This window comes from Streptomyces sp. SAS_270, from assembly GCF_052543295.1.
This window is the reverse complement of sequence record NZ_JBMNDS010000011.1, coordinates 103,610-123,651: the sequence shown is the minus strand read 5'-3', so window position 1 is coordinate 123,651 and position 20,042 is coordinate 103,610. Positions and strand designations below refer to the sequence as shown.

Below are 20,042 nucleotides of genomic sequence, written 5' to 3'. Positions count from 1 at the left end.
GCGCCCCCCGAACCCCGATCGCCCCCTTTGCCCCGGGCGTCGCGGGGTCTCAGCGTCGGGGCAGGCTCAGTTCGAACCACACGGTCTTGCCCGCGGTCGTCCGGCTGGCTCCCCACTCGCGGGCGAGGGTGCTCACCACCCGCAGGCCGCGCCCGAACTCGTCGGTGGGCCCGGCGCTGAGCAGGGTCGGCAGCGTGTGGTCGCCGTCCGCCACCTCGCACAGCAGGGTGTCGCCGCGCACCAGGCGCAGTTCGACCTGGCGGTTGTGCGTATGCCGTACCGCGTTGGTGACGAGCTCGTCGGCCATCAGCACCGCGTGGTCGGCCACGGCGTTCAGGCGCCACTCGTGGAGCTGTTCGCGGACGACGGCGCGGGCCCGGCCGGCCTCGGCCGGGTCGAGCGCGAACCGCCACTCGGCCACGTCCTCGGGCTCGATGCCGTTGAGCCGGGCCATCAGCAGGGCCACGTCGTCCTTGCGGCCGCCGCGGGTGCCCAGGGTGCGGATGATGGTGTCGCAGGCGGCGTCCATGGAGGCGGCCGGATGGGCGGCGGACTCGCAGAGCGTGGCGAGGCCGACGCCGATGTCCTCGCCGCGTACCTCGACCAGGCCGTCGGTGCACATCACCAGGCGGTCGCCGGGCGCCACCGGGATCCGTACGGCCTCGAAGGGCACGCCTCCGACCCCGATGGGCGCGCCGGTCGGCAGGTCGAGCAGATCGCTGCGGCCGTCCTCGGCGCGGACCAGCACGGGAGGGATGTGGCCCGCGTTGGCGAGGTGGAGCTCGCCTGCGATCGGGTCGTAGACCGCGTACAGGCAGGTCGCGAGGTAGTGCTCGCCGAGCCGCTGGGCGAGGTCGTCGAGGTTGCGCAGGAGCTGTGCGGGCGGCAGGTCGAGCGCCGCCATGGTCTGGACGGCGGTGCGCAACTGGCCCATCATCGCCGCGGAGTTCAGGCCGTGGCCCATGACGTCGCCGACGACCAGGGCGGTGCGCGAACCGGGCAGCTTGACGGAGTCGAACCAGTCGCCGCCGACCCGCCCCAGCAGCGTACCGGGCAGATAGCGGGTGGCGATGTCGCAGCCGGCCATGCGCGGGGCGATGTGCGGCAGCATGCTGTCCTGGAGGGTCTCGGCGACGTTCTCCTGGTACGTGTACATGCGGGCGTTGTCGAGCACGAGCCCTGCGCGGGCGGCGAGTTCGGCGCCGGTGGCACGGTCCATGTCGTTGAACTCGACGCGCTCCGGGTGACGCAGCAGGATCATGAAGCCGAGCACCACGTTGCGGGCCTTCAGCGGGACGACCAGCATGGAGCGGCCCGTGATGAGCGGGCGGATGTCGCGCTTCTCGAACTGCGCGGCGATCATGTGCCCCATCTGCTCGCTGATGCGCGGCACGAGGACGGGCTCGCCGGTGGTCATGCACTGGAAGAACGGCGTGTGCGCCGGGAAGGGCATGGCCTCGCCCACCGGCACGACGTCGTCCCAGCGGCCGGGTTCGTCGGTGTGCTCCAGAGCGACCCGGTGCCACATGGTGGTCGTGTCGGGCACGCCGTCGGGGAACCCCTCACCGGCGACGACCTGTTCGCGCAGGTAGGTGCCCGCGACGTCGGTGAACCGGGGCACGACGGCCCGGCTGACCTCGACGATGGTCCGCGACAGGTCGAGCGAGGTGCCGATGCGCCCGCTGACCTCGTTCAGGAACTCCAGTCGCTCGCGTACGGCGACGTACTCCAGGTCCTCGCGCTCGTCCTCCTCCGCGGTCACGGGCAGGGGCGCTCCGGCGGCCACCGCGCGGGCCGCCCGCTCGCGGCGGGCCTTGCGCTCGGCGCGCCGGGGCACGCCCCAGTCGGGGGTCACCGGCACCCGGTCGTTCTGGCTGAACTCCAGTATGGGATAGCCCAGTTCGAGGACCTGCGCGACGATGCGGGCGCTCTCGCCGACGCTCATGCTGGGCAGGATCTCGGGGAGCCTGCGGGCCAGCTCCGGTGCGCCGGGGAAGTCGGTGTGCAGGGCGAAACCGGGCGCGATGCGCTCGACGGCCAGGTGGTCGGAGGCGTCGCCCTCGTGGCGCAGCGCTTCCGCGTCGGCGGCCAGCACCAGCAGCCGCTCCTGTCCCGGGCCCACCAGCGGGTACGCCCACCACAGGACGTCCACGCGGTCCGGCCCGTCCACCGTGAGCCGGGCGCGGCCCGCCGCCGGGTACGAGAGGCGTCCGTCGAGGGAGGACTCCAGGTCGGGGCCGAGTCCGTCGTACGCCGCGTACGACCCGTAGGGCGTCAGGTCCTCGTCGTCGGGGAGCGCTCCGGAGACGGGGAGCAGGTCGACGGCCGGGCGGCCCACCGCGTCCTGCCTGGACGCGCCGAACAGACGCCGGGCGCCGGTGCTCCAGTGCGACACGAGTCCTTCGCGGTCCACGACGACCACGGCCAGGCGGATCCGTCCGGAGGCAGCGTGCTCCGCCGCACCGCTCCCGGCCGTCCGGTCAGGAGGTGCGCCGGTTTCGGTGCCACGGTCGGTATGACGCTCCATGGCCCAGACCCTTTCTCCCACGGCTGCTGAAGATCCGTGCCGCCCCCCACTACCGTACGGCGGTGGCCGGTTGCGATGTGTGGCAATACGGGAATTGGACTCCCCGGTAGCCTCCGGCGCGCGCCGTCCGGCGGTCGGCCGCCGGGACCCGCCGCGACCCGCCGGAGATCGGCGCCGACCCTGGGCCGGTCGTGTGCCGGTCCTGGGCTAGTCCTCGTGTCCGAGTTGCAGGTCGCGTTCCGTCCTGCCGCCGCCGGCCATCTGCAGGACGGTGGCCACCGGAGGGTATCCGGCCGCGATGACGGTGTACTCGCCGGAGGACAGGTCGACGAACCGGAACGTTCCGTCGGTACCGGTGGTGAGTGTGTCCACCACGTTGCCCGCGGCGTCCAGCAGGGTCACCCGGGCGTCCTCGACGGGACGTCCGCCGCCGGCCCGCACGGTGCCGCGCAGCACGGCGCCGCCCGCGAGCTCGACGTCCTGGCGGGTCTCTCGCGCGGCCTGCACGGTGACGGGCAGCGCGGCCGGGCGGAAGGCGGGCGCGCTCGCCGCGAGGGTGTACTCGCCCGCCACCAACTCCGTGATGACATAGCCACCTTCGCGTCCACTGCGGGTGGTGGCGACGACCTCCCCGTGGACGTTGGTGAGCGTCACGGTGGCCTCCCGCACCGGGGTGCCGTCCGCGGTCAGCACGCTCCCGGCCAGGCGTCCGGCGCCGCCGAGCACGACGTCCAGCTCGACCGGGCGTTCCCCGACGGTCACGGAGACGGCCTGCGGCTGGTGGCCGCCGGCCGCGGCGATCAGGACGTACGACCCCGATCCGGGCGTGGACAGCGCGTACCGTCCGTCCTCGCCGCTGGCGCCCCGCCCGATCTGGCGTCCCGCGATGTCGATGAGGGTGAGCGCGGCGCGCGGGACGACGGTCCCGTCGGGGTGCTGCACCGTTCCGCAGACGGGGATTCCGGCGGCGTACGACGAACGGGCCCCCGGGATCGGCACGGACACGGCGGCTTCGGTCACGGGGTCGGCGGTGTCGGCGGCGGGCATGTGGTGGGACACCAGTGGTTTCTCCTTGAGGAAGAAGGCGATGAGCAGGCCCAGGACGAGTACCGGCACCAGGTAGAGGAAGATCCGCGGCATGGCGTCGGCGTAGGCGCCGATGTAGTCCTCGCGCAGGGCGGCGGGCATCGCGTGGACGAGCTGCGGGGTGAGGGACTCGGCGTCCGGCAGGCCGCCGGCCGCCCGGGCGGGGACCCGGTCGGCGAGGGCGTCGGCGAGCCGGTTCGCGAACAGCGTGCCGAAGACGGCGGCGCCGACACTGCCGCCGATCTGACGGAAGTAGTTGTTGGCGCTGGTCGCGGTGCCGAGGTCGGCCGGAGGCACGGAGTTCTGCACGGCGAGGACGAGGACCGGCATCACCATGCCGATACCGGCGCCCAGGACGGCCATCCAGATGCTGTAGTGCAGTCGGGGCGTGTCGACTTCGAGGCGGGACAGGAGCCACATGCCGACGGCCGCGAGCGCGCCGCCGAGGACCGGAAAGACCTTGTAGCGGCCGGTGTGGGTGATGAGTTGTCCGGAGATGACGGAGGCGCCGACGATGCCGCCCATCATGGGGAGCATCAGCAGCCCGGACTCGGTCGCGCTCGCGCCGTCGACCATCTGCAGGAACGTCGGCAGATAGCTGGCGGCGCCGAACAGGGCGATGCCGATCACCAGGCCCACAAGAGCGGTGACGTTGAAGACGCCGTCCCTGAACAGCCGCAGCGGGATGAGAGGTTCGGCCGCGAAGTGCTCGGCGACGAGGAAGAGGACCGTCGCGGCGAGGGCGCCCGCGCCGAGCCCCAGGATGACCCGCGAGTCCCAGGCGTACTCGGTGCCGCCCCAACTGGTCAGCAGGACCAGGCAGGTTGAGGCGGCGGCGAGCAGCAGCACGCCGAGGAGGTCCAGGCGCCCCCGGGCGGCGGGCTTCGGGAGCTTCAGTACGGCGGTGACGACGAGCAGGGTCAGCAGGCCGAAGGGCACGTTGATGTAGAAGCACCACCGCCACGTGAGGTGGTCGGTGAAGTAGCCCCCGAGGAGCGGTCCGGCGACCGAGGCGAGGCCGAACGCGGCGCCGATCAGGCCCATGAAGCGGCCGCGTTCGCGGGGCGGCACGATGTCCGCGATGATCGCCTGCACGCCGATCATGAGACCGCCGGCGCCGACGCCCTGGACGGCGCGGAAGGCGATCAGCTGGTCCATGGTGTGCGACCGGCCGGCGAGGGCCGAGCCGATGACGAACACGACGATCGCGAACTGGAAGACGCCCTTGCGGCCGAACAGGTCGCCGAGCTTGCCGTAGACGGGGAGTCCGACGGTGGAGGTGAGCAGGTAGGCGGTGATCGCCCAGGACATCCGGTCCAGGCCGTGCAGCTCCCCGACGATCTTCGGGAGGGCGGTGGCGACGATCATCTGCTCCAGGGCCGCGAGCAGCAGCGCGAGCATGAGGCCGACGAAGACCAACCGCACCCGGCGCGGGCCGAGTTCGACCGGCGCGGCTACGGGAGGGGCGGGGTGCTGCGGGGGCGAAACGGCCGGTTCGTCCTGCACCAGAGTGATCCCGCCCACGTACCGCTCCCCTCGTCGCACCTACTGCACGAATCCCGCATTACGCGACAACTGCGAGTAAGTGCGACGAGTTACGGCACAACGCTGCACCGGACGGAGATCCACTCGAACCGGTGAGCGCGCCAACGCGCCCCCGGCGGCCGCCCCTTGGGCGCCCTCCGGGGGCGCCTCCGGCGCCGCCCCCCGGCCGGCTTCCGGCTGCCTTTCGGGCTACTTCTCCATCTCGGCGGCGAGATTGACGAGCAGCGCGTCGTAGATCCGGGCGAGACCCTTGGGCGCGAAGGTCCGCTCGAAGAAGCCGCCGATGCCGCCGGCGCCGTCCCAGACGGTGGTCACGACGACGCGGGACTTGCCCTCACCGGCCGGGGTGACGCGCCAGGTGGTGACCATCGAGGAGTTGCGGTCCTTCTCGACGAGCTCACCGTCGGTGGGCTCGCTGACCTCGAAGAGGCAGTCGCGGATGCGCTTGCTGGTGGCCTGCAGCTTCCAGTGGACGAGGGTGCCCTCGCCGTCGCCGCCCTCGCGCACCTCGTACTCGCTGAAGTGCTCGGGCAGCACCTTCTCGCGCGTGCCGCTGTAGTCGGCGAGGGCGTCGAACACCTTCTCCGCGTCCGCCGCGACGACTCGCTCCGTGGTGGCCTCGACCTGCGCCATTGCATTCCTCCAGCACCTGGGTTCTCGGGGTGGGGGCAAGCCAACCACCCCCCGGCCCGGCCGCCCAAATCGGGGCCCGTGCCGACCCGGGAAAAGCGGGTCGCACGATCAAGGGAACATGTGTTCTATTCTGTGGTCAGTGCTACCGAGGAGGCGTCATGCGCTGGGAGAACCTCACGGCGGACCCCGCCGGGGACCCCGCCCGGGATGCCGCGCTGTTCGGCGCGGACGCGGTGATCACCCGCACCTTCGACACCCCCGAGTTCCGCGGGATCACCTTCCACGAGATCCGGGCCAGGTCGATCGTGAACCGCGTGCCGGGGGCGTCACGGATGCCGTTCGAATGGACGGTCAACCCCTATCGAGGCTGCTCGCACGCATGCGTGTACTGCTTCGCGCGCAAGACCCACAGCTATCTCGACCTCGACACGGGACTCGACTTCGACTCCCAGATCGTGGTGAAGGTCAACGCGCCCGAGCTGCTGCGCCGCAGGCTGGGCTCGCAGCGCTGGCTCGGCGAGCACATCGCGATGGGCACCAACGTCGACTGCTACCAGCGCGCGGAGGGCCGCTACCGTCTGATGCCGGGCATCATCGCGGCCCTGCGCGACCACGCGAACCCCTTCTCGATCCTGACGAAGGGCACGCTGATCCTGCGCGACCTCGACCTGCTGAAGCAGGCGTCGGAGGTCACGGACGTCGGGATCTCCGTCTCCGTCGGCTTCACCGACACCGAGCTGTGGCGCACGGTGGAGCCGGGCACGCCCGCGCCGGAGCGCCGTCTGGACGCCGTACGCACGCTGTCGGACCACGGCATCGACTGCGGGGTTCTGATGGCCCCCGTGATCCCCTTTCTCGGCGACCACCCGGCCCAACTGCGCGCCACCGTGCGGGCCGTCGCGGCCTCCGGCGCCACCTCGGTGACCCCGCTCGTGCTGCATCTGCGTCCCGGCGCCCGCGAGTGGTTCATGGCCTGGCTGGAGCACCATCACCCCTACCTCGTACGCCGTTACGAGCGGCTGTACGCGGAGGGCGCGTACGCCCCGAAGTGGTATCAGCGCCGGATCACCCGTCAGGTCCACGAACTGGCCCAGGAGTACGGCATCGGCCCCGCCCGCGCGGGGATGCCGCGCAGGATCACCGCGCCCGAGCCCGTCCCGCCGGCAGCCGAGCCGACGCAGCTCACCCTGCTCTGAGACCCTCCGGACGCCCCACCGGCGGCATCCGAGCGGATCGCGCGCCCCGATCGGGTCAACTCTGGTCGGAACCAGTTCTTTCGGGCGGCCGCTCCGGAACGATGCGGCGAAGGCCGTGGTGAGCACGGCTCACCATCCTCCGTTTCCGGGAGGCCTCATGAAGACAAGAGCAGCCGCGCTGTGCGGTGCCGCCGCGGTGGTGGCCGCGATGGTGGTCGCGGTCCCGGCCGACGCGAGCGCGGGCCCCGCCGCCGTGCCCTCCGCCGGCACGGCGAAGGTGATCTGGAAGAAGTGCGGCACCACGGCCTATCCTAGGCTGCAGTGCGCGTCGTTGAAGGTGCCGCTCGACCACAACCGTCCCGACGGCCGCCGGATCACGCTCGCGCTGTCGCGCGTCGCGCACACCGCGAAGACGTACCAGGGCCCTCTGCTGGTGAACCCGGGCGGGCCCGGCGGGAGCGGACTGACGCTCGCCGGATACGTGGCGTCCTCGCTGCCCGGGTCGGTGGCCGCGCAGTACGACGTCATCGGCTTCGACCCGCGCGGTGTGGGCAGGAGCGAGCCCGCGCTCGACTGCGAGCCGGGGCACTTCGACGCGGTGCGCCCGGACTCCGTACCGCTCACCCACGCCCTGGAGGAGGCGAACCTCAAGCGGGCCCGGTCGTTCGCCGCGGCGTGCGGGACCAAGTACAAGGGCGTCCTGCCGTACATCGACACGGTGAGCGCGGTCCGTGACATGGACTCGATCCGGCACGCGCTCGGCGCCGAGCGGATCAGCTACTTCGGGTACTCCTACGGGACCTATCTGGGCGCCGTGTACGCGAAGCTCTTCCCGGACCGCGTCCGCCGCCTGGTGCTCGACTCCGTCGTCGACCCCACCGGCGCCTGGTACGACGACAACATGCAGCAGGACCACGCCTTCAACGACCGCCACCGGGCGTTCATGGCGTGGGTCGCCAAGTACCACGCGACGTACAAGCTGGGCACCGACCCCGCGAAGGTCGAGGCCAAGTGGTACAGGATGCGGGCCGCGCTCGCCAGGAAGCCCGCCCAGAAGAAGGTGGGCGCCTCCGAGCTGGAGGACACCTTCATGCCCGGCGGCTACTACAACGGCTACTGGCCCCACCTCGCGAAGGCGTTCGCGGCCTACGTGAACGACAGGAACGCCGCCCCGCTGGTCGAGGCGTACGAGCACTTCGCCGCCGTCGACGCCTCCGGTGACAACGGCTACAGCGTCTACACCTCGGTGCAGTGCCGGGACGCGTCCTGGCCGCGCGACTGGAACCAGTGGCGCGAGGACAACTGGGCGGTGTACGACAAGGCACCGTTCATGGCGTGGAACAACGCCTGGTACAACGCACCGTGCGCGTTCTGGCCGACGGACACCCTGGAGCCGGTGGACGTGTCCAACGACGAGCTGCCCGCGGCACTGCTCTTCCAGGCCACGAACGACGCGGCCACACCGTACGAGGGCGGGGTCACCGTCCACCGTCTGCTGGCCGGTTCCGGTCTGGTCGTCGAGCAGGGCGGCGGGAACCACGGGATCACGCTGAGCGGGAACGCCTGCCTGGACAAGTACCTGGCGGCGTATCTGAAGGACGGCACGGTGCCGCACAGCGGTGGCGAGGTCGACGCGGTGTGCGAGAAGCGGCCCGACCCGAAGCCGCGGACCACGAAGGCGGCGTCCGGTTCCTCGCGCGGCTCGGCCCTGCACGGGCTGCTCGGCTTCCGCGGCTGAGAACCGCGAAAACCCGTTGGGGGCGTTGTCAGTGCCATGGTCCACTCTGGACCCATGAGTGAGCTGACCAGGATTCCCGCCCCCGACGGGGTCGCCCCCGCCGCCGCGTACACACATGTCGTCATGGGGAGCGGCCGCTTCGTCGCGGTCTCCGGACAACTCGCCCTGGACGAGAGCGGCGAGCTCGTCGGCGAGGGCGACGCGGCGGCACAGGCCCGGCAGGTCTTCGAGAACCTGCGCCGCTGCCTGGCCGCCGCCGGGGCCGGCTTCGACGACGTCGTCAAACTCACCTTCTTCGTCACGGACATGGCCCACATGCCCGCGATCCGGGCGGCCCGCGCCGAGCACATACCCGACGACCGCCTCCCGGCCGCCTCGGCCGTCCAGGTCGCGGCGCTCGTCCGTCCCGAGTTCCTGATGGAGATCGAGGCGTACGCGGTGCTCGCTACGTGAGCGCTCTGCGCGTCCGGGAGATGACCGTGGCCGACTGCGACCGTGTCGCCGAGATCCGCGTCCGCGGCTGGCAGACCGCCTACCCGGGCCTGGTGCCACGGTCGTACCTCGACGCGATGAGCGTGACGGAGGACGCCGAGCGGCGGCGCAGGCACTTCGCATCGGGCGACTCGCGCATCGTGCACCTGGTCGCCGAGCGGGGCGGCGAAGTGATCGGCTGGGCCTGCCACGGCCCGTACCGGGACGGTGAAGTCCGCACCGCGGATGCCGAGTTGTACGCGATCTACGCACATCCCGAGCACGTCGGCACCGGAGTGGGGCGTGCCCTGCTGCGGGAGTCCACCACCCGGTGCACCGCCGACGGGTATCCGCGGATGCTGCTGTGGGTGCTGAAGAAGAACACCGGCGCGCGCCGCTTCTACGAGCGGGCAGGGTTTCGTCCCGACGGAGCCGAGGAGCCGTTCGAGGCGAACGGGTACGCGGTGCCCGAGGTGCGGTACGCCCGGGCGATGTCCGGCGGCGGGGCCGGCTGAGGCGGGCTCATCGCTCGACGGGCAGCCGGGCCAGTGCGTGGACCGCCGCCTCGGCGAGCGCCGGATGGGCGAGCGCCTCGGTCAGGGCGGGCCTCGCGCGTGCGTCGCCCATCGCGCCGAGGCCGTCGATACAGGCGAGCGCGACCCGGCGGTACGGATCATGCGGCCGGAGCCGGCGCTGCAGCGTGGTGATCAGGGCGGGCACGGCCTCGGGGGCGCGCAGCGCGGCAAGCAGCCGTACGGGATGGAGCGCGTAGGCGACGCGCAGCTCGTTGGTGGCGAGCGCCGCCGCGGCGCGGGCGGTGCGCGGATCGCCGAGCCGGGCGAGGGCGTACGCGGCGGACGCGCAGCGCTGCGGTTCGCGGTGGTTGAGCAGCAGGACGAGCGCCTCGAAGGCCCGCGGGTCCCCGGCGATCCCCAGCCGGAAGGCGACCAGTTCCCTGGCCCACAGGGGTTGCCCGGGGGCGGTCAGCACGGCCGCCAGTTCGTCGAGGTCGTCGGTCGCCACGAGGTGCTCGTATCCCGCCGAGGCCCCCGCCTCGCCGCGTAAACGCTCCGTGAGTGATCGCAACTCTTCGTCCATGCCGCCGAGCCTAGAGGCCTGCTGGAGCGGCGGGGACGTACATCACAAACTCGGGGGGTGGCGTGCTCGTTACCGGCGAGTTAAGCTCAGACGAGCGAGTTACCCACTCGCCTCTTGACTCGCGGTGGCCTGGTGACGCAGCTGCCGCGGGAGCAGTCGGTTCGGTACTTCAGGTACCTCAGCACGACAGTACGACGCGGCTTGGGACAGGGCCGGTCGGTTTTCACCGTTCTCCGGGCGCATGTGCTTCGCGCCCGCCGACGGCACCGGGCGTGTGCGCTCGTCAGCCCGGCAACACCCGCATCTGCCGCACTTCGTGCGCCCGTCGGCGTACCTGCGTGCGTACCTCTCAGTCGTCACCCTCTTCCTGGAGTCCCGCGATGGCCGCTCCCCTGTCCGACCCCTCCCTGTCCACGCTCAAGACCGTCGCCGTCGTCGGCCTCGGCACCATGGGCACCGGCATCACCGAGGTCCTGGCTCGCGCCGGCCGCGAAGTCATCGGCATCGACGTCAGCGAGGCCGCGGCCGCCCAGGCGGTCGTCTCGCTCGAAGCCTCCACCGCCCGCGCCGTGGGGCGCGGCCGTCTCACCGAGCAGGAGCGCGGCGACGTCCTGGCCCGCTTCCGGACGTTCACCGATCTGCAGGCGGCGGCCGACGCCGACCTGGTCATCGAGGTGGTCCCGGAGTCGTACGAGATCAAGCAGCAGGTCTTCCGCGCGCTCGACGGCATCGTGCGCCCGGAGACGATCCTCGCGACCGGCACCAACGCCCTCTCGGTGACGCGTCTGGCGGCCGACTCGGCCCGTCCGGAACGCGTGCTCGGACTGCACTTCTTCAACCCGGCCCCGGCGATGAAGCTGGTCGAGGTCGTCTCGTCCGTGCTGACCGCGCCCGCGGCCGTCGCCGCGGTCACCGACCTCGCGGTGGACCTCGGCAAGGAGCCCGTCGCGGTCGGTGACCGCCCCGGCTTCGTCGCGGACGGGCTGCTGTTCGGCTATCTCAACCAGGCAGCGGCGATGTACGAGGCCAAGTACGCCTCCCGCGAGGACATCGACGCCGCGATGAAGCTCGGCTGCGGTCTGCCCATGGGCCCGCTCGCCCTGCTCGACCTGATCGGCATCGACACCGCGCGCACGGTCCTGGAGGCCATGTACGCCGAGTCGCACGACCGGCTGCACGCTCCCGCCCCCCTCCTCAAGCAGCTCAGCGAGGCGGGCCTGACCGGCCGCAAGTCGGGGCGCGGCTTCTACACGTACGAGGCCCCCGGCAGCGCCACCGTCGTGCAGGACGCGCTGACGCCGCAGGAGGGCGCCGCCCTGACCTCCGGACGTACGATCCGCTCGGTCGGTGTCGCGGGCTCCGGGACCATGGCGTCCGGTATCGCGGAGGTGTTCGCGAAGGCCGGGTACGAGGTGGTCCTCGCCGCCCGCAGCGAGGAGAAGGCACAGGCCGCCAAGGCCCGGATCGGCAAGTCGCTCGCGCGCTCCGTCGACAAGGGCCGGATGACCGCCGAGGCCGCCGCCGCGACCCTGGACCTGATCACCCCGGCCGGCTCCTACGACGCCTTCGCCGAGGTCGACCTGGCCCTGGAGGCCGTGGCCGAGGATCTGGAGATCAAGCAGCAGCTCTTCGCCGCGTTCGACAAGGTCTGCAAGCCCGGCGCGATCCTCGCCACGACCACCTCCTCGCTGCCCGTGGTGGCCTGCGCCCGCGCCACCTCGCGCCCGCAGGACGTGATCGGCATGCACTTCTTCAACCCGGCTCCGGCGATGAAGCTGGTCGAGGTCGTGCGCACCGTGCTGACCGCGGACGATGTGCACGCCACGGTCCGCGAGGTCTGCACGAAGATCCGCAAGCACCCGGTGGACTGCGGCGACCGCGCCGGTTTCATCGTGAACGCGCTGCTGTTCCCGTACCTGAACAACGCGATCAAGATGGTGCAGGAGCACTACGCGACCCTCGACGACATCGACGCCGCCATGAAGCTGGGCGGCGGCTACCCGATGGGCCCGTTCGAGCTGCTGGACGTGGTCGGCCTGGACGTCTCCCTGGCCATCGAGAAGGTGCTGCACCGCGAGTTCCGCGACCCGGGCCTCGCCCCGGCGCCGCTCCTGGAGCACCTGGTGGCCGCGGGCTGCCTCGGCCGCAAGACGGGCCGCGGCTTCCGCGAATATGCCCGGCGCTGAGCCGGCCGAGGACCGGTACAGGGAGTCCGCCGACTGGGGCGGGCTCCTGGACCCGGGCGGCCATCTCCCGCCCGCCCTGTCCTGCGACCCCCCGCCCAGCCAGGGCGGGGGAACCCCCGGTCATGAGCGCTCTCCTGCGCCCATGCAGTACGTTCGGGTCATGTCCCAGCCCGCCAAGTCCTCACGTACACCGGCTACGACCGACGCACCGGAAAGTGCCGCCGGCACACGCGCCGCCGCCCAGCGGCTCAAGATGCGCCGGGAGCTGGCGGCCGCGGCCATGGAGCTGTTCGCGACCAAGGGGTACGAGGCGACCACCGTCGACGAGATCGCCGCCCAGGCCGGTGTCGCGCGCCGCACGTTCTTCCGCCACTTCCGCTCCAAGGAAGAGGCGATCTTCCCGGACCACGACGACACCCTGGTGCGCGCCGAGGCGGTGCTCAACGCGGCCCCCGCGCACGAGCACCCGCTCGACACCGTGTGCCGCGGCATCAAGGAAGTCATGAAGATGTACGCGGCCTCCCCGGCCGTGTCCGTCGAGCGCTACCGGCTCACCCGCGAGGTGCCCACCCTGCGCGAGCGTGAGATCGCCTCGGTCGCCCGCTACGAACGCCTCTTCACCCGCTATCTCCTCGGCCACTTCGACGAGCACGCCCACGACGACGACGCCAACGACGACCCGCTGCTGGCGGAGGTCGCCGCGTCGGCCGTGGTCACCGCCCACAACCACGTACTGCGGCGCTGGCTGCGGGCCGGCGGCCAGGGGGATGTCGAGGCCCAGCTCGACCACGCGTTCTCGATCGTGCAGAAGACGTTCGGAACCGGTATAGGCGCCGGGCCCGAGGCCGCGCCTGTGCCTGCGCCCGCTTCCTCCTTCACGGAGGGGGATGTCCTGGTGACCGTCGCCCGCGTCGATGCCCCGCTGGAGCAGGTCATGCGAACCATCGAGCAGGCGCTGCGGGAACGGTCGTAGTCACTTCCGTCACAGAACCGCAGCTCCGCCGCTTGTCCTCAAACGCCGGACAGGCTTTTCGCCCCCCTCGCCGGACGGGCCGAAAACGCCCCGTCCGGCGTTTTTGTACCCCCGTCTGATCGATCATCGCTCAGGTGTTACGTAAAGATTTCACCTGAGCGCAACCTATGGCACTGCGTGCCTTGCCAGGTGACACGCGGTGCCATACGTTGATGTTGTCCGGGCGGCCGGCGTGCAGAGACCTTTCGTACGTCGGCTGTCCCCGCAAGCCACTGGCGAGCGCGCCCGGACGCCTGCGTCACAGGCACCCTTCGCGCCACAAAGCGCTGCCGTAGCACCACCTTCGCCGAACCGACGGCACACCCTCACACCACAGCAGCACACCGACGTAACCCTCAGCGTCTCCCCTCAAGACGCCTTTCGCCGGAGGCAACACCGTGAAGGAAATCCTGGACGCGATTCAGTCGTCGGAGTCGACCTCCGCCGACATCGCCGCTCTGCCGCTCCCCGAGTCGTACCGCGCGGTCACCGTGCACAAGGACGAGGCGGAGATGTTCGCCGGCCTCAGCACCCGCGACAAGGACCCCCGCAAGTCACTGCACCTGGACGAGGTGGCGGTGCCGGAGCTCGGCCCGGGCGAGGCCCTGGTGGCCGTGATGGCCTCCTCGGTCAACTACAACTCGGTGTGGACCTCGATCTTCGAGCCCGTCTCCACCTTCAGCTTCCTGGAGCGCTACGGGCGCCTCTCGGAGCTCACCAAGCGCCATGACCTCCCGTACCACGTCATCGGCTCCGACCTCGCGGGCGTCGTCCTGCGCACCGGCCCCGGCGTGAACGCCTGGCAGCCCGGTGACGAGGTCGTCGCGCACTGTCTCTCCGTCGAGCTGGAGTCCTCCGACGGCCACAACGACACGATGCTCGACCCCGAGCAGCGCATCTGGGGCTTCGAGACGAACTTCGGCGGCCTCGCCGAGATCGCGCTCGTCAAGTCCAACCAGCTGATGCCGAAGCCGGACCACCTCAGCTGGGAGGAGGCGGCGGCTCCCGGTCTGGTGAACTCGACCGCGTACCGCCAGTTGGTCTCCCGCAACGGCGCCGGCATGAAGCAGGGCGACAACGTCCTCATCTGGGGCGCCAGCGGCGGCCTGGGCTCGTACGCCACGCAGTTCGCGCTGGCCGGCGGCGCCAACCCCATCTGCGTCGTGAGCAGCGAGCAGAAGGCGGACATCTGCCGGAAGATGGGCGCCGAGGCGATCATCGACCGCAACGCCGAGGACTACCGGTTCTGGAAGGACGAGCACAACCAGGACCCGCGCGAGTGGAAGCGCTTCGGCAAGCGCATCCGTGAGCTGACCGGCGGCGAGGACGTGGACATCGTCTTCGAGCACCCGGGCCGCGAGACCTTCGGTGCCTCCGTCTACGTCACCCGCAAGGGCGGCACCATCGTCACCTGCGCCTCGACCTCGGGCTACAACCACGAGTACGACAACCGCTACCTGTGGATGTCCCTGAAGCGGATCATCGGCTCGCACTTCGCCAACTACCGCGAGGCCTGGGAGGCCAACCGCCTCGTCGCGAAGGGCAAGATCCACCCGACGCTCTCCAAGGTGTACTCCCTGGAGGAGACCGGGCAGGCCGCGTACGACGTGCACCGCAACCTCCACCAGGGCAAGGTGGGCGTGCTCGCGCTCGCCCCCCGCGAGGGCCTCGGCGTGCGCGACGAGGAGAAGCGCGCCCAGCACATCGACGCCATCAACCGCTTCCGGAACATCTGAGGTCGACTGATGACAGAGCGCCAGAAGGACCGGCCGTGGCTGATGCGGACGTACGCCGGTCACTCCACGGCCGAGGCGTCCAACGAGTTGTACCGGCGCAACCTCGCCAAGGGTCAGACCGGCCTGTCGGTCGCGTTCGACCTGCCGACGCAGACCGGCTACGACCCCGACCACATCCTCGCCCGCGGCGAGGTGGGCCGGGTCGGGGTCCCGGTCTCGCACGTCGGTGACATGCGCCGTCTCTTCCAGGACATCCCCCTGGAGCAGATGAACACCTCGATGACGATCAACGCCACCGCCATGTGGCTGCTGGCGCTCTATCAGGTCGTCGCGGAGGAGCAGGGTGCGGACATCGCCCAGCTCCAGGGCACGACCCAGAACGACATCGTGAAGGAGTACCTGTCGCGGGGCACGCACGTGTTCCCGCCGGTCCCCTCGCTCCGTCTGACGACGGACATGATCTGCTACACCGTCAACAACATCCCCAAGTGGAACCCGATCAACATCTGCAGCTACCACCTGCAGGAGGCGGGAGCCACCCCGGTCCAGGAGATCGCGTACGCGATGTCCACCGCGATCGCCGTGCTGGACGCGGTGTTCGCGTCCGGCCAGATCCGCGAGGACCAGAAGGGGGACGTGGTCGCCCGTATCTCCTTCTTCGTGAACGCCGGCGTCCGCTTCGTCGAGGAGATGTGCAAGATGCGGGCGTTCGGCCGCATCTGGGACAAGATCACGCGCGAGCGGTACGGCATCGAGAACCCCAAGCACCGGCGCTTCCGCTACGGCGTCCAGGTCAACTCCCTCGGTCTGACCGAGGCGCAGCCGGAGAACAACATCCAGCGGATCGTGCTGGAGATGCTGGCCGTGACGCTCTCCAAGGACGCACGCGCGCGTGCCGTCCAACTCCCGGCCTGGAACGAGGCGTTGGGCCTGCCCCGGCCCTGGGACCAGCAGTGGTCGCTGCGCATGCAGCAGGTGCTCGCCTACGAGAGCGACCTGTTGGAGTACGCGGACATCTTCGAGGGCTCGCACGTCATCGAGGCCAAGGTGACCTCCCTGATGGAGGAGTCGCTCGCCGAGATCGACCGCATCCAGGAGATGGGCGGCGCGATGGCGGCCGTCGAGTCGGGCTATCTGAAGTCGCAGCTCGTCGCCTCGCACGCCGAGCGCCGGGCCCGGATCGAGAGCGGCGCCGAGAAGATCATCGGCGTGAACATCTTCGAGTCGACCGAACCGAACCCGCTCACGGCCGACCTGGACGCCGCGATCCAGACGGTCGACCCGGCGGTCGAGGCACGCGTCACCTCCGCGCTCAAGGACTGGCGCGACACCCGCTACCAGCCGCCCTTCAACCACCCGCGCCCGTGCAAGGCGCTGGAGAAGCTGAAGGAGGCCGCGCAGGGCACCGGCAACCTCATGGAGGCCACCCTGGAGTGCGCCCGCGCCGGCGTCACGACCGGCGAGTGGTCCGGCGCCCTGCGCGAGGTGTTCGGCGAGTTCCGGGCCCCCACCGGTGTCTCGTCCGCGCCCGTCGCGGTCACCGCCGAGGAGGGCACCGCGCTCGCCCTGGTGCGGCGCAAGGTGGACCTGACCGCCAAGGAGATGGGCGTCGGCAAGCTCCGCTTCCTGGTGGGCAAGCCGGGCCTGGACGGGCACTCCAACGGTGCCGAGCAGATCGCCGTGCGGGCCCGCGACGCCGGGTTCGAGGTGGTCTACCAGGGCATCCGGCTCACGCCCGAGCAGATCGTGGACGCGGCCCTCGCGGAGGACGTGCACGGCGTGGGCCTGTCCATCCTGTCCGGCTCGCACGCGCAGCTGGTGCCGGACGTCCTCGACCGGCTCCGCGAGGCCGGTGCGACCGACATCCCGGTGATCGCGGGCGGGATCATCCCGAACGCCGACGCCGAACAGCTGCGGGCCGCCGGAGTGGCCGCGGTGTTCACCCCGAAGGACTTCGACATCACCGGAATCATCGGCCGTATCGTCGACGAGATCCGCAAAGCGAACAAGCTCGACCCCCTGGAGGTCCTCGCATGACCAGCCCCGTCAACCGCCTGCGTCCGCGGCGTTCCTGCCTGGCCGTGCCCGGCTCGAACCCCCGCTTCCTGGAGAAGGCGCAGGGCCTGGCCGCCGACCAGGTCTTCCTCGACCTGGAGGACGCGTGCGCGCCGCTCGCCAAGCCCGAGGCGCGGCACACCATCGTCAAGTTCCTCAACGAGGGCGACTGGACGGGCAAGACGCGGGTCGTGCGGGTGAACGACTGGACGACCGAGTGGACGTACCGCGATGTCGTCACGGTCGTCGAGGGCGCCGGCCAGAACCTCGACTGCATCATGCTGCCGAAGGTCCAGGACGCCCAGCAGATCGTGGCGCTCGACCTGCTGCTGACCCAGATCGAGAAGACGATGGGCTTCGAGGTCGGCAAGATCGGCATCGAGGCTCAGATCGAGAACGCCCAGGGTCTGAACAACGTCAACGCGATCGCGACGGCCTCGCAGCGCGTGGAGACGATCATCTTCGGCCCGGCCGACTTCATGGCCTCCATCAACATGAAGTCGCTGGTCGTCGGGGAGCAGCCGCCCGGCTACGGCGCGGACGCGTACCACTACATCCTGATGGCCATCCTGATGGCCGCCCGCGCCAACAACCTCCAGGCGATCGACGGCCCCTACCTGCAGATCCGCAACCAGGAGGGCTACAAGGCGGTCGCGCAGCGCGCCGCCGCGCTCGGCTTCGACGGCAAGTGGGTGCTGCACCCGGACCAGGTCGACGCGGCCAACGAGATCTTCTCGCCGTCGCAGGAGGACTTCGACCACGCCGAGCTGATCCTGGACGCGTACGACTTCTACACCTCCGAGGCGGGCGGCAAGAAGGGCTCCGCGATGCTCGGCGACGAGATGATCGACGAGGCCAGCCGCAAGATGGCCCTCGTCATCTCCGGCAAGGGCCGGGCCGCCGGCATGCAGCGCACGTCCAAGTTCGAAGCCCCGGAGGCCTGAGCACCATGCAGTTCGGACGCACCTACGAGGAGTTCGAGGTCGGCGCGGTCTACAAGCACTGGCCCGGAAAAACGGTCACCGAGTACGACGACCACCTCTTCTGTCTGCTCACCATGAACCACCACCCGCTCCACATGGACACCAACTATGCGGAGAACACGACGGACTTCGGCAGGAACGTCGTAGTCGGCAACTACATCTACTCGCTGCTGCTGGGGATGTCCGTGCCGGACGTGTCGGGCAAGGCGATCGCCAACCTGGAGATCGAGTCGCTGCGTCACGTGGCGCCGACCTTCCACGGCGACACGATCTACGGCGAGACGACGGTCCTCGACAAGACGCCCTCCAAGTCGAAGAACGACCGCGGGATCGTCTACGTGGAGACCAAGGGCTACAAGCAGGACGGCACGCTGGTCTGCGTGTTCCGCCGCAAGGTGATGGTCCCCACCGAGACGTACATCAAGGAGCGCGGCGGCGAGCAGCCCGGCCGCCCCCAGCTCAAGGAGCAGGAGAAGTAGCCATGGCGCGACTCGCCCAGACCGCCGGTCTCACCGACGTCCAGCAGGAGATCCTCTCCACCGTCCGCGACTTCGTGGACAAGGAGATCATCCCGGTCGCGACCGAGCTGGAGCACCGCGACGAGTACCCCCAGCAGATCGTCGACGGGCTCAAGGAGTTGGGCCTGTTCGGCCTGATGATCCCCGAGGAGTACGGCGGTCTGGGCGAGTCGCTCCTGACGTACGCACTGTGCGTCGAAGAGATCGCCCGCGGCTGGATGTCGGTCTCCGGCATCATCAACACGCACTTCATCGTGGCGTACATGCTCAAGCAGCACGGCACGCAGGAGCAGAAGGACTACTTCCTGCCGCGCATGGCGCTCGGCGAGGTGCGCGGCGCGTTCTCGATGTCGGAGCCGGCCCTTGGTTCGGACGTGTCGGCGATCTCCTCCAAGGCGGTCAAGGACGGCGACGAGTACGTCCTGAACGGTCAGAAGATGTGGCTGACGAACGGCGGATCGTCAACGCTGGTTGCCGTTCTCGTCCGAAGTGATGAAGGACACCCCGAGGGCACGGCGCCCCACAAGTCGATGACGACCTTCCTGGTCGAGAAGGAGCCCGGTTTCGGCGAGGTCCGCCCCGGCCTCACCATCCCCGGGAAGATCGACAAGATGGGTTACAAGGGCGTCGACACGACCGAACTCATCATGGACGGACTGCGCATTCCGGCCAATCGCGTGCTCGGCGGGACCACCGGCCGAGGGTTTTACCAAATGATGGACGGAGTGGAAGTCGGGCGCGTGAATGTGGCGGCACGTGGCTGCGGCGTCGCGCAGCGTGCTTTCGAACTCGGTGTCTCCTACGCCCAGCAACGTCACACTTTCGGCAAGGCGATCGCCCAGCACCAGGCCATTCAGTTCAAGCTCGCCGAGATGGCTACCAAGGTCGAGGCCGCTCATGCGATGATGGTGAATGCAGCACGCAAAAAGGACTCCGGTGAACGAAACGACCTCGAAGCAGGGATGGCGAAGTACCTCGCCTCCGAATACTGCAAGGAAGTAGTCGAGGACGCTTTCCGGATCCACGGCGGCTACGGCTTCTCCAAGGAGTACGAGATCGAGCGCCTCTACCGCGAGGCGCCGATGCTGCTGATCGGTGAAGGTACCGCCGAGATCCAGAAAATGATCATCGGGCGCAGGCTGCTCGAAGAGTATCGACTCCAGGGCTAGATGTCCGGGTTCGGGGTGTTTTCTTCGAGAAGAAGATCACACCCCGTCAACACTCTTCGGCCGTCGACTCGGCTTCCTGGCTTGCCCAG

At 70.1% G+C, this 20,042-nt stretch carries 15 protein-coding genes; 11 read left to right on the top strand and 4 right to left on the bottom strand.

What is annotated here, in order from left to right:
- Positions 1-49 precede the first annotated feature (49 nt).
- The 3 genes from ACN6LB_RS10605 to ACN6LB_RS10595 all read right to left on the bottom strand — a co-directional run bounded on the left by ACN6LB_RS10605 (position 50) and on the right by ACN6LB_RS10595 (position 5,791).
- Positions 50-2,527 (bottom strand): SpoIIE family protein phosphatase, encoded by a 2,478-nt coding sequence (locus ACN6LB_RS10605; protein WP_445025586.1) that lies wholly within the window; start codon positions 2,525-2,527, stop codon positions 50-52.
- A gap of 207 nt (positions 2,528-2,734) precedes the next feature.
- Positions 2,735-5,137 (bottom strand): MFS transporter, encoded by a 2,403-nt coding sequence (locus ACN6LB_RS10600; RefSeq protein ID WP_445025585.1) that lies wholly within the window; start codon positions 5,135-5,137, stop codon positions 2,735-2,737.
- Between the two features lie 210 nt (positions 5,138-5,347).
- A complete protein-coding gene (locus tag ACN6LB_RS10595) occupies positions 5,348-5,791 on the bottom strand; it encodes an SRPBCC family protein (RefSeq protein ID WP_445025584.1) in 444 nt (147 codons plus the stop codon).
- 158 nt (positions 5,792-5,949) lie between these two features.
- Between ACN6LB_RS10595 and ACN6LB_RS10590 the strand changes: the two genes are divergently transcribed.
- The 4 genes from ACN6LB_RS10590 to ACN6LB_RS10575 all read left to right on the top strand — a co-directional run bounded on the left by ACN6LB_RS10590 (position 5,950) and on the right by ACN6LB_RS10575 (position 9,711).
- Positions 5,950-6,987, top strand: a complete 1,038-nt coding sequence (locus ACN6LB_RS10590) for an Rv2578c family radical SAM protein (protein WP_445025583.1) — start codon at positions 5,950-5,952, stop codon at positions 6,985-6,987.
- Positions 6,988-7,144: 157 nt separating this feature from the next.
- A complete protein-coding gene (locus tag ACN6LB_RS10585) occupies positions 7,145-8,725 on the top strand; it encodes an alpha/beta hydrolase (RefSeq protein ID WP_445025582.1) in 1,581 nt (526 codons plus the stop codon).
- 54 nt (positions 8,726-8,779) lie between these two features.
- The gene (locus ACN6LB_RS10580) at positions 8,780-9,178 is read left to right on the top strand and encodes a RidA family protein (protein WP_445025581.1); all 399 of its coding nucleotides are present in this window, start codon (positions 8,780-8,782) and stop codon (positions 9,176-9,178) included.
- Between the two features lie 20 nt (positions 9,179-9,198).
- A complete protein-coding gene (locus tag ACN6LB_RS10575) occupies positions 9,199-9,711 on the top strand; it encodes a GNAT family N-acetyltransferase (protein ID WP_445025625.1) in 513 nt (170 codons plus the stop codon).
- A 7-nt stretch (positions 9,712-9,718) separates the two neighbouring features.
- Here the strand turns inward: ACN6LB_RS10575 and ACN6LB_RS10570 are convergent, their stop codons facing one another.
- The gene (locus ACN6LB_RS10570; protein ID WP_445025580.1) at positions 9,719-10,294 is read right to left on the bottom strand and encodes an adenylosuccinate lyase; all 576 of its coding nucleotides are present in this window, start codon (positions 10,292-10,294) and stop codon (positions 9,719-9,721) included.
- Between the two features lie 380 nt (positions 10,295-10,674).
- Here ACN6LB_RS10570 and ACN6LB_RS10565 point away from each other — a divergent pair, with 380 nt between their 5' ends.
- The 7 genes from ACN6LB_RS10565 (at position 10,675) to ACN6LB_RS10535 (ending at position 19,953) form a co-directional block, all read left to right on the top strand.
- On the top strand, positions 10,675-12,480 hold the full coding sequence (locus ACN6LB_RS10565; RefSeq protein WP_445025579.1) for a 3-hydroxybutyryl-CoA dehydrogenase: 1,806 nt from the start codon (positions 10,675-10,677) through the stop codon (positions 12,478-12,480).
- A gap of 160 nt (positions 12,481-12,640) precedes the next feature.
- The gene (locus tag ACN6LB_RS10560; protein WP_445025578.1) at positions 12,641-13,453 is read left to right on the top strand and encodes a TetR family transcriptional regulator; all 813 of its coding nucleotides are present in this window, start codon (positions 12,641-12,643) and stop codon (positions 13,451-13,453) included.
- A 437-nt stretch (positions 13,454-13,890) separates the two neighbouring features.
- Entirely contained in the window at positions 13,891-15,228 is a 1,338-nt protein-coding gene (gene ccrA / locus ACN6LB_RS10555; RefSeq protein ID WP_445025577.1) for a crotonyl-CoA carboxylase/reductase, read from the top strand.
- A gap of 9 nt (positions 15,229-15,237) precedes the next feature.
- The gene (locus tag ACN6LB_RS10550; protein ID WP_356137864.1) at positions 15,238-17,265 is read left to right on the top strand and encodes a protein meaA; all 2,028 of its coding nucleotides are present in this window, start codon (positions 15,238-15,240) and stop codon (positions 17,263-17,265) included.
- Entirely contained in the window at positions 17,262-18,227 is a 966-nt protein-coding gene (locus tag ACN6LB_RS10545; RefSeq protein ID WP_445025576.1) for an HpcH/HpaI aldolase/citrate lyase family protein, read from the top strand. The genes ACN6LB_RS10550 and ACN6LB_RS10545 overlap by 4 nt, the downstream gene beginning before the upstream one ends.
- 5 nt (positions 18,228-18,232) lie before the next feature.
- Positions 18,233-18,745 carry a MaoC family dehydratase gene (locus tag ACN6LB_RS10540; RefSeq protein WP_445025575.1) on the top strand — a complete coding sequence of 171 codons (513 nt, stop codon included), beginning with the start codon at positions 18,233-18,235 and terminating at the stop codon, positions 18,743-18,745.
- A 2-nt stretch (positions 18,746-18,747) separates the two neighbouring features.
- Positions 18,748-19,953, top strand: a complete 1,206-nt coding sequence (locus tag ACN6LB_RS10535) for an acyl-CoA dehydrogenase family protein (RefSeq protein WP_356137859.1) — start codon at positions 18,748-18,750, stop codon at positions 19,951-19,953.
- Positions 19,954-20,042 lie beyond the last annotated feature (89 nt).